General features: G+C 68.4%; 22 protein-coding genes. 11 read left to right on the top strand and 11 right to left on the bottom strand.

Annotation, left to right across the window (positions count from 1 at the left end):
* The first annotated feature begins 75 nt into the window (after positions 1 to 75).
* Together FOH10_RS02400 and FOH10_RS02395 are read left to right on the top strand one after the other, a co-directional pair.
* Positions 76 to 300, top strand: coding sequence for a type I restriction-modification system subunit M N-terminal domain-containing protein (locus FOH10_RS02400; RefSeq protein WP_143979460.1), 225 nt, complete (start codon positions 76 to 78; stop codon positions 298 to 300).
* 126 nt (positions 301 to 426) lie between these two features.
* Positions 427 to 1,680, top strand: a complete 1,254-nt coding sequence (locus FOH10_RS02395; protein ID WP_244961541.1) for a Fic family protein — start codon at positions 427 to 429, stop codon at positions 1,678 to 1,680.
* Between the two features lie 514 nt (positions 1,681 to 2,194).
* On the opposite strand, the gene FOH10_RS02390 is transcribed toward FOH10_RS02395, so the two are convergent.
* Both FOH10_RS02390 and FOH10_RS02385 read right to left on the bottom strand, forming a co-directional pair.
* Complete coding sequence (locus FOH10_RS02390) at positions 2,195 to 2,998, bottom strand: aminotransferase class IV family protein (RefSeq protein WP_143979459.1); 804 nt, start codon at positions 2,996 to 2,998, stop codon at positions 2,195 to 2,197.
* 208 nt (positions 2,999 to 3,206) lie between these two features.
* Positions 3,207 to 4,040, bottom strand: coding sequence for a DUF3558 domain-containing protein (locus tag FOH10_RS02385; RefSeq protein ID WP_143979458.1), 834 nt, complete (start codon positions 4,038 to 4,040; stop codon positions 3,207 to 3,209).
* A gap of 326 nt (positions 4,041 to 4,366) precedes the next feature.
* Between FOH10_RS02385 and FOH10_RS02380 the strand changes: the two genes are divergently transcribed.
* Positions 4,367 to 5,557, top strand: coding sequence for an NAD(P)/FAD-dependent oxidoreductase (locus tag FOH10_RS02380; RefSeq protein WP_143979457.1), 1,191 nt, complete (start codon positions 4,367 to 4,369; stop codon positions 5,555 to 5,557).
* Positions 5,558 to 5,691: 134 nt separating this feature from the next.
* A complete protein-coding gene (locus FOH10_RS02375; RefSeq protein WP_143979456.1) occupies positions 5,692 to 6,630 on the top strand; it encodes a sigma-70 family RNA polymerase sigma factor in 939 nt (312 codons plus the stop codon).
* A 56-nt stretch (positions 6,631 to 6,686) separates the two neighbouring features.
* Here FOH10_RS02375 and FOH10_RS35375 read toward each other — a convergent pair whose 3' ends face one another.
* Positions 6,687 to 7,217, bottom strand: coding sequence for a hypothetical protein (locus FOH10_RS35375; protein ID WP_244961539.1), 531 nt, complete (start codon positions 7,215 to 7,217; stop codon positions 6,687 to 6,689).
* 228 nt (positions 7,218 to 7,445) lie between these two features.
* Here FOH10_RS35375 and FOH10_RS02365 point away from each other — a divergent pair, with 228 nt between their 5' ends.
* Positions 7,446 to 8,279 carry a class I SAM-dependent methyltransferase gene (locus tag FOH10_RS02365; RefSeq protein ID WP_143979455.1) on the top strand — a complete coding sequence of 278 codons (834 nt, stop codon included), beginning with the start codon at positions 7,446 to 7,448 and terminating at the stop codon, positions 8,277 to 8,279.
* A gap of 5 nt (positions 8,280 to 8,284) precedes the next feature.
* On the opposite strand, the gene FOH10_RS02360 is transcribed toward FOH10_RS02365, so the two are convergent.
* Positions 8,285 to 9,070 (bottom strand): alpha/beta fold hydrolase, encoded by a 786-nt coding sequence (locus FOH10_RS02360; protein ID WP_143979454.1) that lies wholly within the window; start codon positions 9,068 to 9,070, stop codon positions 8,285 to 8,287.
* 115 nt (positions 9,071 to 9,185) lie between these two features.
* On the opposite strand from FOH10_RS02360, the gene FOH10_RS02355 reads away from it, so the two are divergent.
* The gene (locus FOH10_RS02355; protein WP_143979453.1) at positions 9,186 to 9,653 is read left to right on the top strand and encodes a carboxymuconolactone decarboxylase family protein; all 468 of its coding nucleotides are present in this window, start codon (positions 9,186 to 9,188) and stop codon (positions 9,651 to 9,653) included.
* Positions 9,654 to 9,926: 273 nt separating this feature from the next.
* Here the strand turns inward: FOH10_RS02355 and FOH10_RS02350 are convergent, their stop codons facing one another.
* Both FOH10_RS02350 and mca read right to left on the bottom strand, forming a co-directional pair.
* Complete coding sequence (locus FOH10_RS02350; protein WP_029931339.1) at positions 9,927 to 10,208, bottom strand: hypothetical protein; 282 nt, start codon at positions 10,206 to 10,208, stop codon at positions 9,927 to 9,929.
* Positions 10,205 to 11,083, bottom strand: coding sequence for a mycothiol conjugate amidase Mca (mca, locus tag FOH10_RS02345; RefSeq protein WP_029931338.1), 879 nt, complete (start codon positions 11,081 to 11,083; stop codon positions 10,205 to 10,207). The genes FOH10_RS02350 and mca overlap by 4 nt, the downstream gene beginning before the upstream one ends.
* A gap of 155 nt (positions 11,084 to 11,238) precedes the next feature.
* Here mca and FOH10_RS02340 point away from each other — a divergent pair, with 155 nt between their 5' ends.
* Positions 11,239 to 11,658, top strand: coding sequence for a DUF4307 domain-containing protein (locus tag FOH10_RS02340; protein ID WP_244961537.1), 420 nt, complete (start codon positions 11,239 to 11,241; stop codon positions 11,656 to 11,658).
* A 244-nt stretch (positions 11,659 to 11,902) separates the two neighbouring features.
* Positions 11,903 to 12,397 (top strand): transcription elongation factor GreA, encoded by a 495-nt coding sequence (greA, locus tag FOH10_RS02335; protein ID WP_029931336.1) that lies wholly within the window; start codon positions 11,903 to 11,905, stop codon positions 12,395 to 12,397.
* 226 nt (positions 12,398 to 12,623) lie between these two features.
* Here the strand turns inward: greA and FOH10_RS02330 are convergent, their stop codons facing one another.
* Complete coding sequence (locus FOH10_RS02330) at positions 12,624 to 13,769, bottom strand: cystathionine gamma-synthase (RefSeq protein ID WP_143979451.1); 1,146 nt, start codon at positions 13,767 to 13,769, stop codon at positions 12,624 to 12,626.
* A 125-nt stretch (positions 13,770 to 13,894) separates the two neighbouring features.
* Between FOH10_RS02330 and FOH10_RS02325 the strand changes: the two genes are divergently transcribed.
* From FOH10_RS02325 to FOH10_RS02315, 3 genes are all read left to right on the top strand, one after another.
* On the top strand, positions 13,895 to 14,308 hold the full coding sequence (locus tag FOH10_RS02325) for an ankyrin repeat domain-containing protein (protein ID WP_039817048.1): 414 nt from the start codon (positions 13,895 to 13,897) through the stop codon (positions 14,306 to 14,308).
* A 131-nt stretch (positions 14,309 to 14,439) separates the two neighbouring features.
* Entirely contained in the window at positions 14,440 to 15,615 is a 1,176-nt protein-coding gene (locus tag FOH10_RS02320) for an acyl-CoA dehydrogenase family protein (RefSeq protein WP_039817049.1), read from the top strand.
* A gap of 135 nt (positions 15,616 to 15,750) precedes the next feature.
* On the top strand, positions 15,751 to 16,092 hold the full coding sequence (locus FOH10_RS02315; protein WP_143979450.1) for a DUF6401 family natural product biosynthesis protein: 342 nt from the start codon (positions 15,751 to 15,753) through the stop codon (positions 16,090 to 16,092).
* A gap of 282 nt (positions 16,093 to 16,374) precedes the next feature.
* Here FOH10_RS02315 and FOH10_RS02310 read toward each other — a convergent pair whose 3' ends face one another.
* From FOH10_RS02310 to FOH10_RS02295, 4 genes are all read right to left on the bottom strand, one after another.
* Positions 16,375 to 17,469: a mechanosensitive ion channel family protein gene (locus FOH10_RS02310; RefSeq protein WP_143979449.1), complete on the bottom strand. Its 1,095-nt coding sequence runs from the start codon at positions 17,467 to 17,469 to the stop codon at positions 16,375 to 16,377.
* Positions 17,470 to 17,613: 144 nt separating this feature from the next.
* A complete protein-coding gene (locus tag FOH10_RS02305; RefSeq protein WP_039817050.1) occupies positions 17,614 to 18,237 on the bottom strand; it encodes a transglycosylase SLT domain-containing protein in 624 nt (207 codons plus the stop codon).
* An 805-nt stretch (positions 18,238 to 19,042) separates the two neighbouring features.
* On the bottom strand, positions 19,043 to 20,188 hold the full coding sequence (locus FOH10_RS02300; RefSeq protein WP_143979448.1) for an AbrB family transcriptional regulator: 1,146 nt from the start codon (positions 20,186 to 20,188) through the stop codon (positions 19,043 to 19,045).
* 277 nt (positions 20,189 to 20,465) lie between these two features.
* Positions 20,466 to 21,860, bottom strand: a complete 1,395-nt coding sequence (locus FOH10_RS02295; RefSeq protein ID WP_039817198.1) for a cystathionine beta-synthase — start codon at positions 21,858 to 21,860, stop codon at positions 20,466 to 20,468.
* Positions 21,861 to 21,867 lie beyond the last annotated feature (7 nt).

Below are 21,867 nucleotides of genomic sequence, written 5' to 3'. Positions count from 1 at the left end.
GCGCACCGGAGGATCGAACGTGCGCGCCCGATGCGACCACGGTCGCCCCGGCCCGTTCGATAGAGTTCGGCAGTAATCACAGGCGAACTCCGCACAAAGATCGATAGTCTCTGGGATGCCTTCTGGTCGGGCGGCATCTCCAACCCCCTCGAGGTGATCGAGCAAATCACCTACCTCATGTTCCTGCGGCGACTGGATGACGTCCAGACCGCCAAGGAGCGCAAGGCGACTCGCACCGGCCGCCCGATCGACCGTCCGATCTACACCGACGAAACCGATGCGCTGCGGTGGTCGAGCTGAAGAACCTCCACCCGGATCTGATGTTCCCCCTGTTCCGCGACCAGGTGTTCCCCTGGCTGCGATAGCACGGGTACTCGCCCCTCACGTCCGGGTTAACTGGGATTGATCGTTGCACTAGTCCTGGTTATGAGGTTAACTCGGACTAACAGCGTGATTTTTCCGGGTTGGGAGGCGTTTGTGTCGACAAAGTGGCCCGCACACGGCCGGGAGCGGCGAGCCTGGCAGCAGACGCATCGCGGCGGCACCCGGGACGATCGGATGCTGCGGGAGATCGAGGTGTCCCTGCCACCAAGGATCGCCGGACAGGCAGTTGACGTCGATGCCGCATTGTCGACCGAATTGGAGGCGGCGGTGCGGGAGATCGCGGTGTTGGACGCCGCATATGGGGACCAACTCGAGGCATTGGGGTTGCTGCTACTGCGCACCGAGTCGGTGGCGTCGTCGAAGATCGAAGCCATCGACGCCGATCTCGACGACTACGCTCGCGCGCTACACGGCATTCGGAGCAATCCTTCGGCGGTGGCGATGGCCGCCGCGACAGACGCGCTGGACGCACTGATCGGCTCCGCCTCCCGCGAGCGCCGAGTCACTGTGCCGAATTTCCTTGCCGCGCACCGCATTCTCATGGCCGGTGACAAGAGCGAACACATGTATGCGGGGCACTTCCGGGACATGCAGAACTGGATCGGCGGCAGCGACCATTCGCCACGTGGTGCGCTCTACATCCCGCCACCGCCCGACACCGTGGCCGACTACATGGCCGATCTGGAGACGTTCGTCAACCGGAGCGATCTGTCGGCGCTCGCGCAAGCGGCAATCGCGCACGCGCAGTTCGAGTCGATCCACCCGTTCACCGACGGCAACGGCCGGATCGGGCGGGCGCTCATCAACAGTGTGCTGCGGTTGCGTGGCGTAACCACACTGGTGGTGGTTCCGCTCGCGTCGGCACTGGTAGCCCGCCGCGACCGCTACTTCGAGCTGCTCACGCTCTACCGCACAGGTGACGTGCGGCCGCTCATCTCGGATTTCGCGCGATGCGCGGCGGTCGCGGCGGCCCAGTCGCGGACGACAGCCGAGCGGCTGCGCGACGAGATCCCGCGCGAGTGGCGCGACCTGCTCGGCGGTGTGCGCGCCGGCAGCGCCGCCGCCGCTCTACTCGGACACTTGCCTGCCCACCCGATCCTGTCCGCCGAGGAGGCGGAAGCCCTGACACATGCTTCTCGCAGCAGCGTTTTCGCAGCGATCGACCGGCTGGCCGAAGCCGGCGTACTACGGCCGCTCACCGACCGGAAACGTAACCAGATCTGGGGTGCCGGCGCAGTCCTCGACGAACTCGACGACCTCGGCGTCCGCATCGCCGACGCGGCTCGCCCAACGTGATCCCCATGCGGGCGAGTCAACCGACCAGCTCCCCACCGTTCCGGTACCGGTCGACTTCCTCGCCGACGTCCGCATGCTGGCCAACAAGCTCGACCTGAGGAATCCCCCGGCACGGCTGCCGTGGAAGCTCTGCCGCATCAACAGCCCGGCCTCCCGATACCGCAGCGAGCCCGCTCGCGCGGCGCACCGAGAAAGCGAGTTCCCGACGTGACCGAACCTATCCCATCGGGTGAGGATCTCCGAGAGGATGACCGTTCCCTCGGTGAGCGCGAAGCCCTAGCCCAGACAGCGGCATCCTCCGCCGGACCATGCACGCCGCGGGAGACACTGGCGCTGAGTGCTCGACCCGAGCCCTCGGCAGATCAGGATCGATCCGGTCAGCATGCGTTGACCCCACCACAGCAATGGCACGGCAGAGCAAGGCCGCCTCGACTGGATACACACAGGACCGGTTGGTTCAGCAGTGACGCCGAGACCGGGGAACGGCCGCCTCCCCAGGCGGTCGTCACCATTCTCATAGCACGAGGAGTGGTTCGGCGTCATAGGCTCGGTGCAGCAGCTCGACGAACGCTTCTGTCTCGGAAAAGGAGACCGAGTCGATTCGGTGTACCGCGATGCCCGGCGTCCACGAGTTCATGACCACCGCACCGGACAACGCCGAAAGGTCCGATAGGCGGATTTCCTGGTCGCGTTGGGCGACCCCGAGCCGCTCGAGCTGCCTGCGCACTATTCCCATCGTGGTGCCGTGCAACATATCCGCCATCGGCCACACCACCGCGGTCCCGTCCCAGAAGGCCAGATTCCAGATGGATGCCTCACTGAACCGACCATGACGGTCGAGGAACGCGGCATCGTCGAAACCCTTCCCGACGGCCTCACGCAGGTAATACGTCTTGGCCACCTCGCCGACGTGCTTCACGGTGGGCAGGACCCGCTCGTGCTCGATCGCCGCGAGCGCGAGCGGACCGTCCGGACCCGACGAGGCAGGTCCGGTCCGAATCAGCACCTCGGGCTCGATATCGGTTCCGGCGACAGTGAATTCGCCTGCCGGTGAGTACACTGTCACGGTCAACGACAGGTCGGCCGGACCGTCCGCGAGCGCGGTCCGCAGATAGGCCCGGATCTGCTCGTCCGGCAATGCGCGGCCGAACATCCGCGCCGACGCATTCCGCAGCCGCTCCAGATGCAGGTCGAGCCCGCGAATGCGGCCGTCCCGCACTTGCATAGCGGTGAAGTGGGCGTACCCGGCGAAGGCAAGCGGAGTCAAGTCCTGGGCAGTCGCGGAGCGGCCATTGCTGTGAGCAACATAGGAGGTCATGCGTTCGAGCCTGCCGCCCGACGCCGGAACCAACCAGTGTGCGGCTATCGGGGGTGTAGCAACACCACCCTGCAACCTGCGCCTGCCGGATCGAACAGCGTTTCTCGATATCGCACACGAACCCGCATCGACCAGCGTCGCCGCACCGATACCGGTCGGGAGCGGGAGTCGGCGCAGGCAGGCCGCAGTGGATGTGTGGCCGGAGGAGTCAGGGCAGGGAATTGAGCAGTCCGGCGCCGACTCGCTGGATGGCGAGGCACGCGTCCTCCCCATCCGGCTGGGAGTTCCGCAGGGTGAACACGAAGCTGCCGGATTCGGCGGGGGTGACGAGCAGGCAACCGATGTTGTTGCTGTCGGATGCCGCACGGAATACGGCGAACTCGCGACCGTAGTACTCGCTGCGGCGGAGGTCCTTGTAGTTACCGGGCGTGAGGACATGATCCATCGAATCGCCCGAGTGCGTCAGGATCAGTTCGAAGGTTCGATCGGTGGACCGCCACTCGCAGGCCGCGAACATCGATTCGGTCATTCGCACCTCGGTAGCGGGGTCCAATCCCACCGCGACGAGATCGGACTCGGGAAGCGAACAGGGATCCCAGAAGGTGCCGGACGCGGACTCCGTGGTCGGCGCGGCGGTGTCGGCCCGCGTGGGTTCCGATACGGGGCTGTCGACCGGAGCGGGATCGGGCGCGGGGCTGTCAGCCCGCGTGGGTTCCGGTGCCTTCGTGCCGCCGTCTCCCGGCGGCGTCGTGGCCCCGATCCCGGGGTTTGTCGTGAGCGCGCCGGTGGTGGTCGTCACTGCGGTGGCCTCGCCTGGAGCCGCTGCACTGCCGGTGGAGTCGGTGGTGCAGCCGGCGATCGCCAATGCCGCGCCACCCAGCACCGCTGCGATGCGGAGCGCGGTGGTCCGCGTGCCGCCACCCCGGAGACAAGGGGCGGGGTGAAACTCGCGAGTGCGTGTCATGGTCGGTAGATACCTCCAGTTAGGCGGTCCGAAAGCGTGCTCCCGGAGCCGGTTTCGACTATCACGCGGCGCCTTCACCGTATGGCGCGCACCGGGATCGCACTATCGGATGAGTGCCCTAATTCCCGAGCCGTCGCCGCACTTCCGGGGTGCTCGATCGGTGAGATGGTCGATAGCGGCCCGCAGCACCGCCACGTGCGCGGGTGCGGCCGGCGATCATCCTGCCGGCCGCCGGGGCCGCGATGACCTGGGTGGTGATGCCGTTCCTGATACGTCGCTGCGCGATCTGGCTGGCCCGCTGAGCCACCGAACGGGGAGATGGTGGCCCACGTCACAACCGCACCCTGTCAGGGAATCGGAGCCTGTCTCGTTCAGGTGGTACGCGAACCAGACAGGAGCGAATCATGACCCACCGCATCGTCGTTCTCGGGGCCGGATACGCCGGGGCCTTCTCCGCCGGATACCTGGCCCGCCAACTGCACGCCGACGACTTCGAGATCACCGTGGTCAACGCCGAACCCGATTTCGTCGAGCGGCTGCGGCTGCATCAGCTCGCCGCCGGGCACGATCTTCCCCACCGTCCGCTCGCGGAAGTGTTCGCGGGCACCGGCATTCGGGTGCGGGTGGCGCGAGTGACCGGCATCGACGTCGACCGGCGGGCGGTCACGGTCGCCGACGGCGACGGCGTGGACCGGCTCGAATACGACACGCTGCTCTACACACTCGGCAGCACCGTCGCCGACCACGGCGTGCCGGGCTTCGCCGAGCACGCCTTCCATGTGGCCGCCCGGCCGGCCGCGCTCGCCCTGCGTGCCCGCCTGGACGAGCTGGGCAAGGGCGGTCAGGTGCTGGTGGTCGGCGGCAACCTGACCGCGATCGAGGCCGCGACCGAGATCGCCGAAGCCCATCCGAAGCTGCGGGTCAGCCTCGCCACCCGCGGCGAACTGGGCGGCTGGCTGGGTCCGAAGGCGCGCGCCCATCTGCTGCGCGCCTTCGACCGGTTCGGCATCACGATCCACGAGCACACCGCCATCGAACGCGTGGAGGCGGCGCGGGCCGTCGCCGCCGACGGCACCGTGTTCGCCTCCGACGCGACCGTGTGGACCGCGGGTTTCGCCGTCCACCCGATCGCCGCCGCCAGCGGTCTCGCGACCGAGCCCAACGGCCAGATCACCGTCGACCGGCAGCTGCGGTCGATCTCGCATCCGGAGGTTTACGCCGCCGGCGACAGCGTCTTCATCCTCGGCGACAACGGTCGGCCGTTGCCGATGTCGTGCGCGTCGGCGGGCTACACCGGCACGCAGGCGGCCTCGGCGATCGTCGGGGACCTGACCGGACGCAAGATCAAGACCACCGCGCTGTCGTATATCGGCAACCACATCAGCCTCGGCCGCAAGGACGGAATCTTCCAACTGGTCGACCGACATGGCGATGCCAAGCCCGGAGCGCTGCGCGGACGCTCGGCCGCACGGGTGAAAGCGGCGATCATCGCGGTCAGTGCCTGGGCCACCAGCCACCCGACCATGGGGAAGCCGAGTCACAAGTACCGATTGGCCACCACCGCCGAGCACGCACGCCAACCGGTCACACCGTAGTGGTCGCGGTGTCGTCCTCCCCGCTGTGTTCGACCACTCCGCCTGCGGAGTTCACTCCGAAGTCGGCCGCGCGCACGCGATCCGCCGCCATCGGCGCGGCACGCCCGACGTGGTCGTCACATAGGGTCGGGCACATGGACACCGCCACCGTGGCCCGTTTCGAGGCCAGCCGCGATCGGCTGGCCTCGCTGGCCTACCGGCTACTCGGCTCGGCCGCCGATGCCGAGGACACGGTGCAGGACGCGTTCCTGCGGTGGCAGGCCGCCGACCGCACCCGCATCCAGGTGCCCGAAGCATGGCTGACCAAGATCGTCACCAATCTCGCGCTGGACCGACTGCGCTCGGCCGCGGTGCGGCGCGAACGCACGGTCGGCGCGTGGATGCCCGAACCACTGCTCGACGGCGACCCGATGCTGGGCCCGGCCGATACCGCCGTGCAGCGGGAATCGGTGAGTCTGGCGGTGCTGACGCTCATGGAGCGGCTCTCGCCGGTCGAACGGGCCGTGTACGTGCTGCGCGAAGCCTTCTCCTACAGCCACGCCGAGATAGCCGAGATACTCGACATCACCGAATCCGCCAGCCAGCAGCACCTGCACCGCGCCCGGCGTCGCGTCACCGCCGAACGCCAGGCCACCGCCGCCGATCCGGCCTCCGCCCGGCGCATCGTCGAGGCGTTCGTCGATGCCGCCGCCTCGGGCCGCACCGAACGCCTGGTCGCACTGCTGACCGCCGACGCGACCGGCGTCTCCGACGGCGCGCTGGGACTGGCCGAGCAGCTGATCCGGTACACGAACCCGCAGCGGCTCGCCGCCGCACTGCGGGCCGGTTTCACACCGTCGGCGGCCAAGCGGAAACTCGTGGGCGGCTCACCCTCGATCCACGCCGCAGTGGTGAACGGCTGCCCGGCCATGCTGTTCGTCCTCGACGACCGGGTCTTGGGCGTCACGGTGCTGGAGGTCCGCGACGACAAGATCGCAGACGTGTACGGCATCGCGGCCCCGCACCGGCTGGCCCGCCTCACCGATCAGTGGCGGCGGCGCGACCATGACGCCGCGCTGATCGAATCGTGGTGAGCAGCGCCAAGTGACACGCGGCCCGGGCGGAGTCCGACTCGATCGCGACTTCGCGCCTACGGCACGAACACTTCCGCTGTCGCCGGAATCGACGGGCGGTCGGTGCGCACGGTGAGCTGCACCCGCCCCGGCCCGGTGTGCGCCACCAGGATGGCGGGAGCGTGGCGCTGCCCCGCGGGGACGAACTGGCTGACGCTGCCGGACTGACCGGTGTCGATGTTGTGCCAGTCGACCACGGCGGTGACATCGCAGGCGAGGAACTGCGGACCCCAGTAGCCGACGGGCGAGAAGCCCTGGGTGATGCGCAGGACTATCGCGTGCGTTGCGCCGGGTGCCTCGGAGTATTCGTACAGGGGGCCGTCGAAGGCGGTGCCGCCGGTGGTGAACATGCCCGCGCAGATGCCGTTGCCGAGGGTCCAGGTGGGGGCGAGGTTGAAGCTGTTCTGCTCACAGGAGCGCGGCTCCACATTCGACCAGCCGAGCTGGCAGGGGCTGCCCGGGTGTTCGGCATTGGCGGGCGCGGCGGCGACGGCCACGCCCGCGCCCAGGAAGGTGGCGGCGGTCAGGTACCGGATCGTGCGTTTCATGGTCGTACTCCACTCGACGTCGGGCGGTTGTCTACGAGCTGTCGTGCACTGCTACCGGCGGTGTCTATCACGGTCGTCGATCACGCCGGACGCGACGGGCCGACCGGTCTGCCTGTATCAATACCGTCGGCGGGACGAGACGACGCGTTACCGGGACCCGATCGCACCCGAACAAGCCTGGCAGACCGATGAGCGCGGTTTGACAGCGCCGCCCGGGATGGTTGCGGCATGGAAATCGCCAATATCGAACAGCACCGACTATGGAACGGCGCCGACGGCGCGCACTGGGCGGCACATCAGGCCCGGTACGACGCCATGGCCGCACCCGTCAACGCGGCCCTTTTCGACGCCGCCCGCATCCTGCCCACCGATCGGGTCCTCGATATCGGGTGCGGCACCGGGCAGACCACGAGAATCGCCGCCCGCCTCGCCGTGCGCGGCCACGCGACGGGCATCGATATCTCGGTCCCCATGCTGGACAGCGCCCGCCGGACGGCGGTCGACGAGGGTATCGACAACATCACTTTCGAACAGGGCGACGCCCAGGTATTCCCCTTCGCCACAGCGGCATTCGAGGTGGCGATCAGCCGGGCCGGGACCATGTTCTTCGAGGATCCGGTGGCCGCCTTCGACAATATCGGTCGTGCGCTGGTGCCGGGCGGCCGAATCGCCTTTCTCTGCCACCGAGAACTGGACGAACGAGACAACCCGATCCTCGCGACGCTCATCGCGCATCTGCCCGCAGCCGACTTCGGCGAGCAGCTGTCCGCGGTGACGGACTTCGCCGACTCCTCCGTCGTCGACGCGATCCTCGACCGCGCCGGATTCGTGGATCGCGCCGCCACCCCGGTGGTCTATCACGCCCCGCTGGGGCGAGATGCGGTGGACGCCACCGACTTTCTGCTCCGAGCCCAGTTGCGCGGCTTCGTCTCGTCCGCCGAACCGACGACGCTGCGCCGGATCCGGGATGCCCTCGTCACCGCCCTGCGCCCGTACGAGATCGACGGCGAGGTACGGCTGCCCGCAGGAGGCTGGGTCTACGCGGGGAGCTGCCGATCCTGACCGCGCTACTCGACCGGCTCTCCGGACACCTCACGCACCCCGGTGGCGTCCTCGATGACGCGGACCACCCGAGCCGGGTCGTCGATCATCGGGACGTGACCGACCCCGGTGAGCACCTCGAACCGCGCACCGGGCACCCGCTCCCGCGCAATAGCGCCATTGACGTCGAGCGGCAGAATGCGGTCATACTCCGACCAGGCGATCGTCATCGGGCACGGCACCGGGTCCAGCGGCGCGATTTCCTCGGTGGAAGCGAGGATGTCCATGGTCGCCGCACAGCCGACCAGATCGTCCACGATGGCGGTGGCGTCCGCGCGAGACAGCCGCTCACCGTGCTGTGCCACCTCGCGTAGCAACAGTTTGCGCACCGGTGGAACGGCGAGGCCCACCGGCGCGAGTCGGTGCGTGGCCGAGGCCAATCGGGCAAGCCAGCGCAGCGTCGTGGTGCCGTGCGTCTGCTCCGCTACACCGGCCGTCCAGAATCCGGCGGGCGAGAGCGCACAGACGGTGCGCGCCCGACCGCGCCGCGCGAGTTCCACCGCGATCCAGCCGCCGAGCGAGTTCCCGGCCAGATGCGCTGTCTCCCAACCTTTCTCATCGAGCAGTCGCTCCATATCGTCGACCAGATCGCGGATCCGCACCGGCCGCCGCTCCGGTGGCACGCCACCCCGATGCCCCCGCAGGGTCGGCGCGAGCACCTCGTGGCGTTCGGAGAGGCTGGGCGACAACTCCTTCCACGCCCGCCCCGACATGGTCACACCGTGCAGCAACAGCAGTGGCGGCTTCGTCATCCCGGCTCCTCCCGATCCACTTTCCCGAACTGTATCGCCGAGCGATGTCACACCCCAGTCGACCGCGTCGTCAACCTGTCGAAGCACCACGAACCCGAACAGGAAAGAGAAGACGATGACCCGGTTCGCCCTGTACGAGAACGAAGTCGCCGCCAAGTTCACCAAGCGCCTGGTGACCGCGGCCCGCGTGATCGACGATTCCACGCTGCCCAAGCCCACTCAGGAACTGGTGAAGATCCGCGCCTCCCAGATCAACGGCTGCGGCATGTGCCTGGACATGCACACCAAGGACGCGGCACATGCGGGCGAGACTCCGCTGCGCCTGGCCATGATCGCCGCCTGGCGCGAGTCGACGGTCTTCACCGAGGCCGAACGCGCCGCCCTCGCCCTCACCGAGGAAGGCACCCGGCTGGCCGACAACGGCCGCGGCATCTCCGAACAGACCTGGTCCGAGGTCCGCAAGCACTTCGACGACGACCAGATCGGCGCCCTGATCGCCCTCATCGCCACCATCAACGCGTGGAACCGCCTCAATGTCATCGCGGGTCTGCCGGGCGGAGAGTACGTCCCCGGCCAGTGGTGAGAGCCGGTTCCACCGGCCGCCTCACCTCGAACCGTTGTGTCGACGAAGCTAGGCGGCGTGGCCTGGCGTCAGGCTCGACGGCCGGCGCGTGACAGGCCCGGCGTTGCGCCGGACGCCGAAATTGAGATGCGGCGGCCGGCCCGCTCCCGCTACAGTCGACCACCGCGCCCGAGTGCACAGGTACCAGGCTCTCAGGGCGACCAAACTTCCCTCGCTCACGATCGGAGCCCGCTCCGGATGTCCGGCGCGGGCTCCGATCGGTTCGGGCGAGGCTCAGGAAGCGCCCGAGGATTCGTTCTTCCTACCCTGCTCGACCGGCTCCGCCTCGGCCCGCACGGCTCCGGGGTCGGTGCCCTCGTCCGCCGCCTGATCCGGTTCCGGGTGCTCCGGGGAGAAGGTGGCGGGCAGGTTCTTGATGTGCTTGTTCATGCTCCAGATGAGCAGCACCGTGCCCGCCAGCAGCACCAGGACGATGACCAGGCCCAGCGGGGACGCCTTGCCGAACTCCGGACCGGTCGGGGTGCCGGGGGTCTGGGCGAGCAGGGCTGTGATCATCGGGGGGCTTCCTCGTCGGCGTCTTCGATTCCGGCGAACAGGTCGGTCTCCGGGATGGCGGTGCGCACCCGGGTCTGGGCGAGTTCGAACTCCTCGGTGGGCCACAGCCGCTGCTGCATCTCCAGTGGAATCGCGAAGAACGCGCCGTTCGGGTCGATCTGCGTGGCGTGTGCGCGCAGGGCGTCATCGCGCTGCGGGAAGTACTTGGCGCATTCGACCTGGGTGGTGACCCGAGCCATGATATCGCCGCGCTCGGCGGCGTACTTGCGCATGCGGTCCATCCAGTCCTGCATGGGGAACGGTTCGCCGATGCGCTCGTACTCCTCGGCGAACAGTTCCAGCCGGGCCAGGCTGAAGCCGTGGTTGTAGTACAGCTTCAGCGGCGTCCACGGCTCGCCCGCGTCGGGGAAGCGCTCCGGATCGCCCGCGGCGTCGAACGCGGCCGCCGACACCTTGTGGCACATGATGTGGTCCGGGTGCGGGTAGCCGCCCATCTCGTCATAGGTGGTGATGACGTGCGGCTTGAATTCGCGCACCACCTTCACCAGTGCCTCGGTGGCCTCGTCGAGGGGCACCAGCGCGAAGCAGCCCTCGGGCAGCGGCGGCAGCGGGTCGCCCTCGGGCAGCCCGGAGTCCACGAATCCCAGCCAGGTCTGCCGGACGCCGAGCGCCTTGGCCGCCTCCGCCATCTCCTCGCGGCGCACGTCGGAAATCCGGTCGAGAATGCCGGGGATGTTCATGGCGGGGTTCAGGATATCGCCGCGCTCACCGCCGGTGAGGGTGACGACGAGGACCTCATGCCCTTCCGCGGCGTAGCGGGCCGTGGTCGCCGCGCCCTTGCTGGATTCGTCGTCGGGATGGGCATGCACCGCCATGAGGCGAAGTCCGCTCACTTCTCGTTCACCTCACCGATCACAGTCTTCACCTCAATGCTCTCCGCCGGGCAGTCCAGGCAGGGGGTGTCAGATCTTCATTCCCTATAGTTCCATCCGATTGTTATTTGTTCCGACCTACCCCCCGGGAGCGCGCAGTGGTGATCCAGAGACCGGCCGACCGGTACGGAACAGCACCGCGCAAGACCCCCCGATCGGCCCTGATCCTGCTCGGCATTCTGGTCGTCGTCGCCGGTCTCGTGGTCGCCTACCTGGGCTATCGCCAGTACGGACCGCAGGACATCGAGGCCGAGCGCATCGGCTACGACATCATCGACGACTCCACCGTGACCCTCGACTTCAAGGTCACGCGTGCGGATCCGAACAAACCGGTCGTGTGCTACGTTCGGGCATTGGACCCCGACCAGGTCGAGGTCGGCCGCCGCGAGGTGCTGATCGCGGGCTCAACGGACAAAACCGTCCGGATCGATACCGTCATCCGCACCTCGGCCCGTACGGGCGCGGCCAGCGTCTACGGTTGTAGCGACAAGGTACCCGCCTACCTGCACGCTGGCTGAAAAGTCCGGTAAGCGACCCGCTTTGGCGCTTCTACCTGCGCATTTCCGAATCGTGCTAAAATGATCCGACACACGGTTCCGGACCTCGGAGCCGTGTTTGCTGCATTGGCGGCCAGCGCTGTCGGGTACCTCCCCCAGAGATCGCTCTAGCCGCTCACTGTCGCTGTGCCCGCTCGAGGCGGTTTCGGCGACGGGTATCAGGGAATCCCGGCATGCCGGGAACAACTACTAGGGAGTGATCGAGATGACTGAGACGAACGTGACCTGGCTGACCCCGGAGTCGCACGAGAGGCTCAAGGGCGAACTCGACGCGCTCATCGCCAACCGTCCGGTCATCGCGGCCGAAATCAACGAACGCCGTGAAGAAGGCGACCTCAAGGAGAACGGCGGCTACCACGCCGCGCGTGAAGAGCAGGGCCAGCAGGAGGCGCGCATCCGCCAGCTGCAGGAACTGCTCAACAACGCCAAGGTGGGTGTGCCGCCGAGCAAGTCGGGTGTCGCCCTGCCGGGTTCCGTCGTCAAGGTCTACTACGACGGTGACGAGACCGATACCGAGACGTTCCTGATCGCGACCCGCGAAGAGGGTTTGGGCCGCGCCGACCTGGAAACCTACTCGCCGAACTCGCCGCTGGGCGGCGCTCTGATCGACGCCAAGGTGGGCGAGACGCGCGAGTACACGCTGCCCAACGGCAACACCATGAAGGTGACGCTGGTCAGCGCGGAGCCCTACCACAGCTGACGACCGACCGCATCGAGCATCGCGGCCCCCGGTCCTCACCGACCGGGGGCCGCACTCGATAGTGGGCGCGCACAGCACAATTCGACGAACCGAATACCGCGATGACCGCGGGGCGGGTCGCCACGCCGCATGGCACGGCCGGCCCGGGAGGTGCCCCGCTCGTCGAACGCGAACGGCCGCATCGGATCTCCTCCGATGCGGCCGTTTCGTGCTCATGGGCGGCGGCTCAGGCCAGCGCCTGCTCGATATCGGAGAGCAGATCGCTCACATCCTCGATGCCCACCGACAGCCGGACCAGGTCCGCCGGAACCTCGAGGGCCGAGCCCGCCGTCGACGCGTGCGTCATCGCGCCGGGATGTTCGATGAGCGATTCCACGCCGCCCAGCGATTCGGCCAGGGTGAAGATCTTGGTGCGGGCGCAGAAGTCGAGCGCCGCGTCCTTGCCCCCGTGCAGGCGCACCGAGATCATGCCGCCGAAGCGCCGCATCTGCTTCTGCGCCACGGTGTGCCCCGGGTGCTCCGGCAGCCCCGGGTAGATGACCTGGGCGATCTTCGGATGGTTGGCGAGGAATTCGGCCAGCGTCTCGGCGTTGTCGCAGTGCCGGTCCATGCGCAGGGCCAGCGTCTTGATGCCGCGCAACGTCAGGAAGGCGTCGGTGGGGCCGGGGACCGCGCCCGCGCCGTTCTGCAGGAAGGCGAACTTGGCGTCCAGCTCCTGGTCATCGGTGATGAGCGCACCGCCGACCACATCGGAGTGCCCGCCCAGGTATTTGGTGGTCGAGTGGATCACGATATCCGCGCCCAGCAGCAGCGGCTGCTGCAGATACGGCGAGGCGAAGGTGTTGTCCACCACCAGTTTCGCGCCGCCCCGATGTGCGACCTCCGCGATGGCCGCGATATCGCCGATGTTCAGCAGCGGATTGGTCGGGGTCTCGATCCACACCAGTTTGGTGTTGGGGCGCATGGCCCGCGCCACCTCGTCGGCGTCGCTCACCGCGGCGACCGAGTACTCGATGCCCCATTCGGTGAACACCTTGTCGATCAGCCGGAAGGTGCCGCCGTAGGCGTCGTTCGGGATCACCAGGTGATCGCCGGGCCGCAGGGTGGCGCGCAGCGCGCAGTCGGTGGCGGCCATACCGGAGGCGAACGCCCGCCCGTAGCTGCCCGACTCCAGCGCCGCCAGATTGGCTTCGAGAGCCGTCCGGGTCGGGTTGCCGGTGCGCGCGTACTCGTAGCCGCCGCGCATTCCGCCCACTCCATCCTGGGCGAAGGTGGAACTCGCGTAGATGGGCACGTTCACCGCACCGGTCTGAGGGTCGGGGTCGAACCCGGCGTGCACGGCCCGTGTGGAGAAACCCAGCTGATCGCTCATGAGCCGAGTCTATTGCGCGTGCCGATCGCCCCGAATTCGCGGTGGGTGCACGCCGCGCGGCGGCCGCGGTTCGTCTCGGGGACGATCCGCCGCCGCGATCGGCCGGTGGTGGTAGTACTGGGCTCATGAGCGATGCGAACGCCGACACCCCGCAGCCCGACGCCGACGTCATCGAGCTGGCCACCAAGATCTTCGACCTGGCCCGCCAGGGCGATGCCGCCACCCTCGCCGCCTACCTGGACGCGGGCGTCCCCCTCGACCTCACCAACGCCCGCGGCGACGGCCTGCTCATGCTCGCCGCCTACCACGGCCACCGCGACGCCACGAAGGTCCTGCTGGACCGCGGCGCCGACCCCGACAAGACCAACGACGCCGGCCAGACCCCGCTCGCGGGCGCGGTCTTCAAGGGCGACGCCGACCTCATCCGCGACCTCCTCGCCGCCGGAGCCAGCCCCGACGCCGGCGCCCCCACCGCCCGCGAAGCCGCCGAGATGTTCGGCCAAACCCACCTCCTCGAACTCTTCGGCCCACGCGCCTGATCACCGTTCGACACCGCAACCCGCCCGCGTAGACAGGTGCTCGTGGTGGCGGGCGGCTGGCGACGCGACATCTGTCGGGGGTTGTGATCGGGGGCGTTGTGGCACCGGGCTCGCCCTCATAGGCTGGCGCAATGGTCACCGTAGACGAGCTGTTCGCGATCGAGTCCCTGCTGTCCGCCGAGGAGACCGACATTCGGGATACCGTGCGGGCTTTCGCGGCGGAGCGGCTGCGGCCGAATGTGGCGGACTGGTTCGAGGCGGGCACGTTCCCGGTTCGGGAGATCGCGCCCGAGCTCGGGAAGCTGGGGCTGCTCGGCATGCACCTGGACGGGTACGGGTGCGCGGGCACCTCCGCGACGGCGTACGGACTGGCGTGCATGGAGCTGGAGGCCGTGGATTCCGGTGTGCGGAGCATGGTTTCGGTGCAGGGGTCGCTGGCCATGACCGCCATCCACAAGTACGGGTCGGAGGAGCAGAAGCAGCGGTGGCTGCCGGGGATGGCGTCCGGTCAGCTCATCGGCTGCTTCGGATTGACCGAGCCGGATTTCGGGTCCAACCCGGGCGGTATGCGGACCCGGGCCCGGCGCGACGGGGACGACTGGATTCTCGACGGCGCCAAGATGTGGATCACCAATGGCTCGGTGGCCGACGTCGCGATCGTCTGGGCGCAGACGCAGGAGGGAGACCGGCAGGTCGTCCGCGGATTCGTAGTCCCCACGGACACACCGGGTTTCAGCGCCCGCGAGATGCACCGCAAGCTGTCGCTGCGTGCCTCGATCACCGCGGAACTGTCCCTGGACGGCGTCCGGCTGCCCGCCGACGCACTGCTGCCGGAGGCGCGCGGCCTGGCCGGACCGCTCGGCTGCCTGAGCGAGGCGCGGTTCGGCATCGTCTTCGGCGCGCTCGGCGCGGCCCGCGACTGCCTTTCCGCCGCAATCGATTACGCGCGCACCCGGGAGGTCTTCGACAAGCCGCTGGCCGCCTACCAGCTCACCCAGGCCAAGCTGGCGGATATGGCCGTCGAACTCGGCACCGGCCAGCTGCTCGCCCTGCACCTGGGCCGACTCAAGGACCGCCACGAGATCCGGCCCGAGCAGATCAGCGCGGGCAAGCTCAACAGCACCCGGGTAGCCATCGCCATCGCCCGCGAATGCCGCACCATTCTCGGCGCGAACGGCATCACCCTGGAGTATCCGGTGCTGCGGCACGCCAACAACCTGGAGTCGGTGCTCACCTACGAGGGCACGGCGGAGGTGCATCAACTGGTGCTCGGCGAGGCGCTCACGGGGTCCAAAGCCTTCCGCTGACGCGACCTGACACCCCGGCACAGCCGCTCATCGCCAGGACTGTCGTCGAAACGCGCCTCCGGCACCTTCGTGCGGAATCGGTCGGTGCGCGGAAACTCACAGTGGCGAATGCCCGCCGATTGCTAGCATGAGCGGGTGTTTTTGCTCGGCTCCGCGTTGCTCGAAGTGTCGGCGCGCAAGACTCTGAAAAGCCTGCACCGGACGCACGGAGCTCCGGCGACCCTGGCAGCTTCCGCCTACCCGGCGGTCTCGGCGCTGGTCGACCAGCACGCCGCCGCCGTCCGCGACATCATCGACCTGGGTGTGGAGAATTCCGGCAACGTGCCGGTGAGCGTCCTGCTGGCGGGCTACGCGCGCGGTCTGCTGGACAACTTCCGCGAACTGGGCGGAGCCCCCGCCGCACCGCACGACTGGATCTCGGCCGACTGGCTGCACCTGCGGCTCGCGGGCGTGTGCCAGCTCGCCCACAGCGCCTGAACCGCCGCTACCGCCTCCCATACCGACCGGCGAACGCCCCGCACAGCCGAATCGCCCTCGTGCCGCACCCACGGAGTCGCTGCCGGTGCCCACGCCACCGCGCCGCGGCGGGCCTGCGGTCGGCTACCGGGCGTTTGCGCACGGCGCGGCCACTCGTCCGGATTGTTCGATTCCTTCCGCACAGCACATCGGCCGCGCACGAAAGGTGCGCGGCCGATGTAACTCGAGCTGCGCGAGCCGACCTTGCCAGCCGACTGTGCAGAGCCCGTTAGGGCAGTGTCCTCAGCGGTCGACGGAAGGATCGTCCCAGCCGGTATCGCCACCGGCCGGGCCGGAGTAGCGCCCCCGGCCGCCCATCGGCGGATCCTGGCGGTGCCAGCCGGACGCATCACCGCCGCCGTACTGTCCGCCGCTGTAATCCATCCGCTCACCGCCGGACCCCATCTGACCGCCGCCATACCCGGACTGCCCGCCGCCCTGGCCGGACTGCCCGCCGTAGCCGCGCTGTTCGGATCCGCCCGAACTCGGTTGCGCACCACCGTATCCCGGCTGCGCGCCGTAGCCCGACGCACCGACAGGCTGGTCGGCCCACTTACCGGGCGGCATCTGCTGCCCGGACGTGGACCGCTGCCGCGCGGCCTCCCGCTGCCGGGCGGCGTCCTCCCGGCCGCGCTGGTACGCCTGCGCGTGTCCCTTGAGTTCGGGCATCTCGCCCTCGATGCTGTTCAGCCAGCGATCCCAGCGCTGCTGCATGGGCCGCACCAGACCACCGCCGAAGCCGACCACCAGCACACCGCCGATGGTGGCGAGCACGGTGATGAGAATCGGCATGGTCACCGAGGTGCCGACCCCGATCTGGTTCAGGGCGGCGATGATGCCGATGCCCCAGATGAAGACGGCCGCGACCCGGCCCAGCATGCGCCCGTATTCGAGCCCGCTGAGCATATTGGAGACCAGATCCTTGACCGCGCTCGCGATCGCGCCGGCGATGCACACGATGACGATGGCGACGAAGGCCCGCGGCAGCCAGGCCACGATGCCGTTGAGCATATCGCTGACCGGGTTCGGCCCGAAGGCGCCGAAGCCGAGTTGCAGCGTGATCAGCAGGATCGTGTAGTACGCCAGTTTGGCGAGGATGTCGACCGCGTCGTAGTTGCTGTTCTCGAGCATCCGATTGATGCCGCCGCGCTCCACCATCCGGTCGAAACCGATCCGGTGCAGTATTCGTGACACCAGTTTGGCGACCACCTTGGCCACCAGCCAGCCGACGACCAGGATGACCAGGAAGCCGGCGAGTTTGGGCACGAACGTGGCGACGGAACTCCAGGCGTCGGAAAGCCCACCCTGGATATCGATAGCCAGACTCGAGGAGTTCATCAAACCCCATCCCTTCGCTATCTGTTCCAGCCGGGTTGCCAGAACTTCGCTCCAAGGGGGGTTATACCCCTGAACGAACACCCTAAATGGCAGTTTGCGAAAAAGTTGCCAATTAGGGTGTTCGGAGGCCGCGACGGCGAGTTGTCAGTACGCGCCGAAGACGTTGTCCATCGATCCGTAGCGGGCGGCGGCGTAGTTGCAGGCCGCCACGATGTTCGCGACCGGATCCCACACGTCGTACGGGGTGCCGGGGACGTGGTAGGCGGCGAAGGTGGGGTCGATCACCTGCAGCAGGCCCTTGGACGGGATGCCCATGGCCGCATTGGAGTCGTACAGGTTGATGGCCTGCGGATTGCCGCTCGACTCCCGGATGATGTTGCGGTAGATGCCCTCGTAGCTGCCCGGGATGCCGTGCGCGCGCATGATGTCCAGCGCTTCGCGGATCCAGCCGTCGAGATTATTCTCGTACACCGGGGCGGGGGCCGGCGCGGGCTCGGGAGCCGGGGCCGGAAGTTCGGGGGCGGGCATCGGCGCGGGAGCGGGCGCTTCGGCGGCCTTTTCGGCCGGAGCGGCAGGCTCCGCGGTGGCCGCGAGAGTCTCGGCGAGCGAGACCTTCTGGATCTCGGAGGAGCTGGCGTTGCCGCCCGCGGTGGCGATGGCACCGAAGACGCCCACGGCGAGCACGGCGGCACTCGCGGTGCGGGCGGCGGCAACCACCTTGCTACGTTTATGAGGGCAGCGCAGAGCGGTCAGGGTGTTGGTGGGCATGGCGAAGTTGGATTCCTATTCGGTCTCGGCCGTCGCTTGGCCTGGAAGACAGCGCGCCACACCGGGCGAGCGCCGGGGCGGCGCTCGTCGGACGCGCTATCGGTCTGTTGTGGGAGCTGCGTTCAAACCCGTTGCGGGCGAAGAGGAATCAATTCCTGTGCAGCGTGCGCGAGGCGTTCAGTGCGGGACGCGGGCGGCCGCTGCGGCCGTGGCGCCTCCCGGCGCCGGCGTCATATTCGTTTTCCGCATAGGCGTTGGAACTCCTCGCGTCGATCAGACTTGTGGTCTGTTTCTGACAAGGTCACAGCCTGATTGCGCTACATGAACACTGCCTGAACCACAGTTGAACTACAGGTGAACCACGCGAGTGTAAGTCTCGCTCACCTGCTCGAATTCCAGCCCTGACCTGGTCATCCTGTTCCAAACTGAAAGTGATGCAGCTCACTTAGAAAGTTATCGCATCGCGCTGGACATGAGCCCGAATCGCCGGATTCTCGGCGTGTCGCGATCGTTTGGCTAACGGTTCGGACCACGCGGGGCCACGGTCGCGCGGGGGTAACGTCTCGATTCCGAGCCGGTCGTAATCCCCTCCGCCGAGCCGCGGGCGGGCCGGGGCGCACCGCACCGATACCGGGTCGATGGCAAGAGCCGACAGCCGCGGTTCACCCCGCGAACACGCGGTAACTCACCGTATGCGCGAGCACGCCACATCGGTGCCCGGCACGGTCTCACCGGCAAGCGGGCCGCAAGCAGCGCGGAATCGCTGGCTCGCGCGCGACGGGAAGGCGTGGGCCACGGTCCGCGTTCACGCGGCCACCCGGACCGGCTCGGGCAGCACCACCGCCCGCTCGGGTTCCGGATCGGCGCGGCGGCGCAGCACGCGCATGATCAGCGGGAGCAGCAGCACCATGAGCAGCAGGCGTACGCTCTGCACGCTGGTGATGAGGGGCATGTTCGCGTCCATCCCCTCTCCGGTGGCCAGGACGGCGTTGATGCCGCCCGGGGTGGTGGCCAGGTAGAGGTCGGACAGCTCCAGGTCGACCACCCACGCCAATCCGAACGCCAACGCCGCGACCAGTCCGGACAGCGCCACGATGGCGGCCGTCATGCCGGGGATCATGCGCGCCATCTCGACCACCACGGCGCGGGTGAAGCGGGTGCCGACCTCGAAGCCGATGAGGACGAACAGCAACTCCTTCAACAGGTTGGTGGGCGCGTAGCCGTGGCTGATGCCGAGCGCGGTGAGCACGGCGGTGACGAGCATGGGGCCGATGAGCGCCGGGCTCGGCAGCCGCAGCCAGCGTCCGAGCCGAAGACCGATGAGGCACAACATGATCGCGATGGACAGCCCGGCGACCTGATCGCCGCGGCCGACGATCATCCAGGACGGCAGATCGGGATCGGTGACCGCGCCGCCCAGCACCGCCGCCCCGTAGCTGCCGCGCTCGCCGTCGTCCAGGAACGCCGCCAGCGCGGGCGCGGTCAACGCCACCAGGGCGACCCGCAGGTACTGCATGAACGCCACCCGCCGCGGGTCGGCCTCCAGCTCGTCGGCCACCGACACCACCGCCGCCGACCCGCCCGCCAGCAGTCCCAGCGTCGCAGTCGGCAACTCCACCTTGGCAATTCGCGCGAACACCAGCGCGATGAGGATGCTCACCAGCACCGTCGCGGCGGTCACCGCCAGCACCGGCAGCAGATCCCATCCGATCGAAACCAGCAGCGAGACTTCGAGATAGCTGCCCATGAGCACACCCAGCATGGCCTGCACCCCGAGTGACACCTCCCGCGGCAGCGGCGCGGGCAGCCGACCCAGCAGCGCCAACCCGGCTCCGACGACGATCGCGACGATCATCTGCGGTGCGGGGAACCGGACGCGTTCCAGCAGCTCGGCGAGACCGAGCACCGTGCCCAGAAGGGCCGCCCACGCAACCACCTGCCACCGGCTCATGCGTGCTGATCGTTCTCGCCGAGTATGAACAAGCAGTAACACGGTAGTTATCGCCCGTGACACGCCGCGGTGATTCGAGTCGCACCGCGATCGCCACCCCGGCCGAGGTCACGAAATGTGACCTCCACCTCGGGATTTCGATCATTTAGCTCGATCGAACCATTGTGTGCAGGCGTGGTGGCGACGAGATCCGGCTCGCCAGACGGCTATTCCCCCGCGATACGAAGAAGCCCGCCCGACATCCGGTCGGATGGGCTTCGGCGCACGGGCCGCGCGCTCAGTGCCCGAGGGCTCCGGTGCTCAGGAAGCCGAGCAGATCGTGGCGGGTGATCACACCGACCGGCTTGCCGTCCTCGACCACCATGAGGGCGTCGGTCTCCTCCAGCGCCTTGGTGGCGGCGGACACCGGTTCACCCGAACCGATCAGCGGGAACGCGGGGCTCATATGCTGCTTGACCGAATCGGTGAGGTGGGCACGACCCTCGAACACCGCGGACAGCAGATCGCGTTCGGACACGCTGCCCGCGACCTCCCCCGCCATGACGGGCGGTTCCGCGCCGACCACGGGCATCTGGGAGACGCCGTATTCGCGCAGGATCTCGATGGCGTCGCGCAGCGTCTCCTGCGGGTGGGTGTGCACCAGATCGGGCAGCGCACCGGACTTGCCGCGCAGCACGTCGCCGACGAGCGGTTCGGTGGCGGCGGAACCGTCCAGCCGCGAGCGCAGGAAGCCGTACGAGCTCATCCAGTCGTCATTGAAGATCTTCGACAGGTAGCCGCGGCCGCCGTCGGGCAGCAGCACCACGACCACCGCGTCCGGATCGCGCTCGGCGACCCGCAGCGCGGCCACCACGGCCATACCGCAGGAGCCGCCGACCAGCAGCCCCTCCTCGCGGGCCAGGCGGCGGGTCATATCGAAGGAGTCGGCGTCGGAGACGGCGATGATCTCGTCCGGGACGGCCGGGTCGTAGGCGCTGGGCCAGAAGTCCTCGCCCACGCCCTCGACCAGGTAGGGGCGGCCGGTGCCGCCGGAGTACACCGAGCCCTCCGGATCCGCGCCGATGATCTGCACTTTGCCGCCGGAGACCTCCTTGAGGTACCGGCCGGTGCCGGTGATGGTGCCGCCGGTGCCGACGCCCGCCACGAAGTGGGTGACCTTGCCCTCGGTGTCGCGCCAGATCTCCGGGCCGGTGGTCTCGTAGTGCGAGTCCGGACCGCCCGGATTCGAGTACTGGTCCGGCTTCCACGCGCCCGGAATCTCACGCACCAGGCGATCGGAGACGTTGTAGTAGCTCTGCGGATCCTCGGGCGCGACGGCGGTCGGGCACACCACGACCTCGGCGCCGTAGGCACGCAGGACGTTGCGCTTGTCCTCACTCACCTTGTCCGGACAGACGAACACGCACTTGTAGCCGCGCTGCTGCGCGACCAGCGCCAGCCCCACACCGGTATTGCCGGAGGTGGGCTCGACGATCGTGCCGCCCGGCCGTAGCAGCCCGGCCTGCTCGGCGGCGTCGATCATCTTGACGGCGATGCGGTCCTTGGAACTGCCGCCGGGATTGAGGTACTCGACCTTCGCGGCCACCAGTCCCGAGTTCGGACCCACCACGGAGTTCAGCCGGACCAGCGGGGTGTTTCCGATCAGATCGACGACATGGTCAGCAATGCGCATGCCCCCC

The organism is Nocardia otitidiscaviarum, from assembly GCF_007362295.1.
Taxonomy (GTDB): domain Bacteria; phylum Actinomycetota; class Actinomycetes; order Mycobacteriales; family Mycobacteriaceae; genus Nocardia; species Nocardia otitidiscaviarum.
The sequence above is the reverse complement of the archived record's forward strand: the minus strand, read 5'-3'. Positions and strand labels throughout refer to the sequence as shown.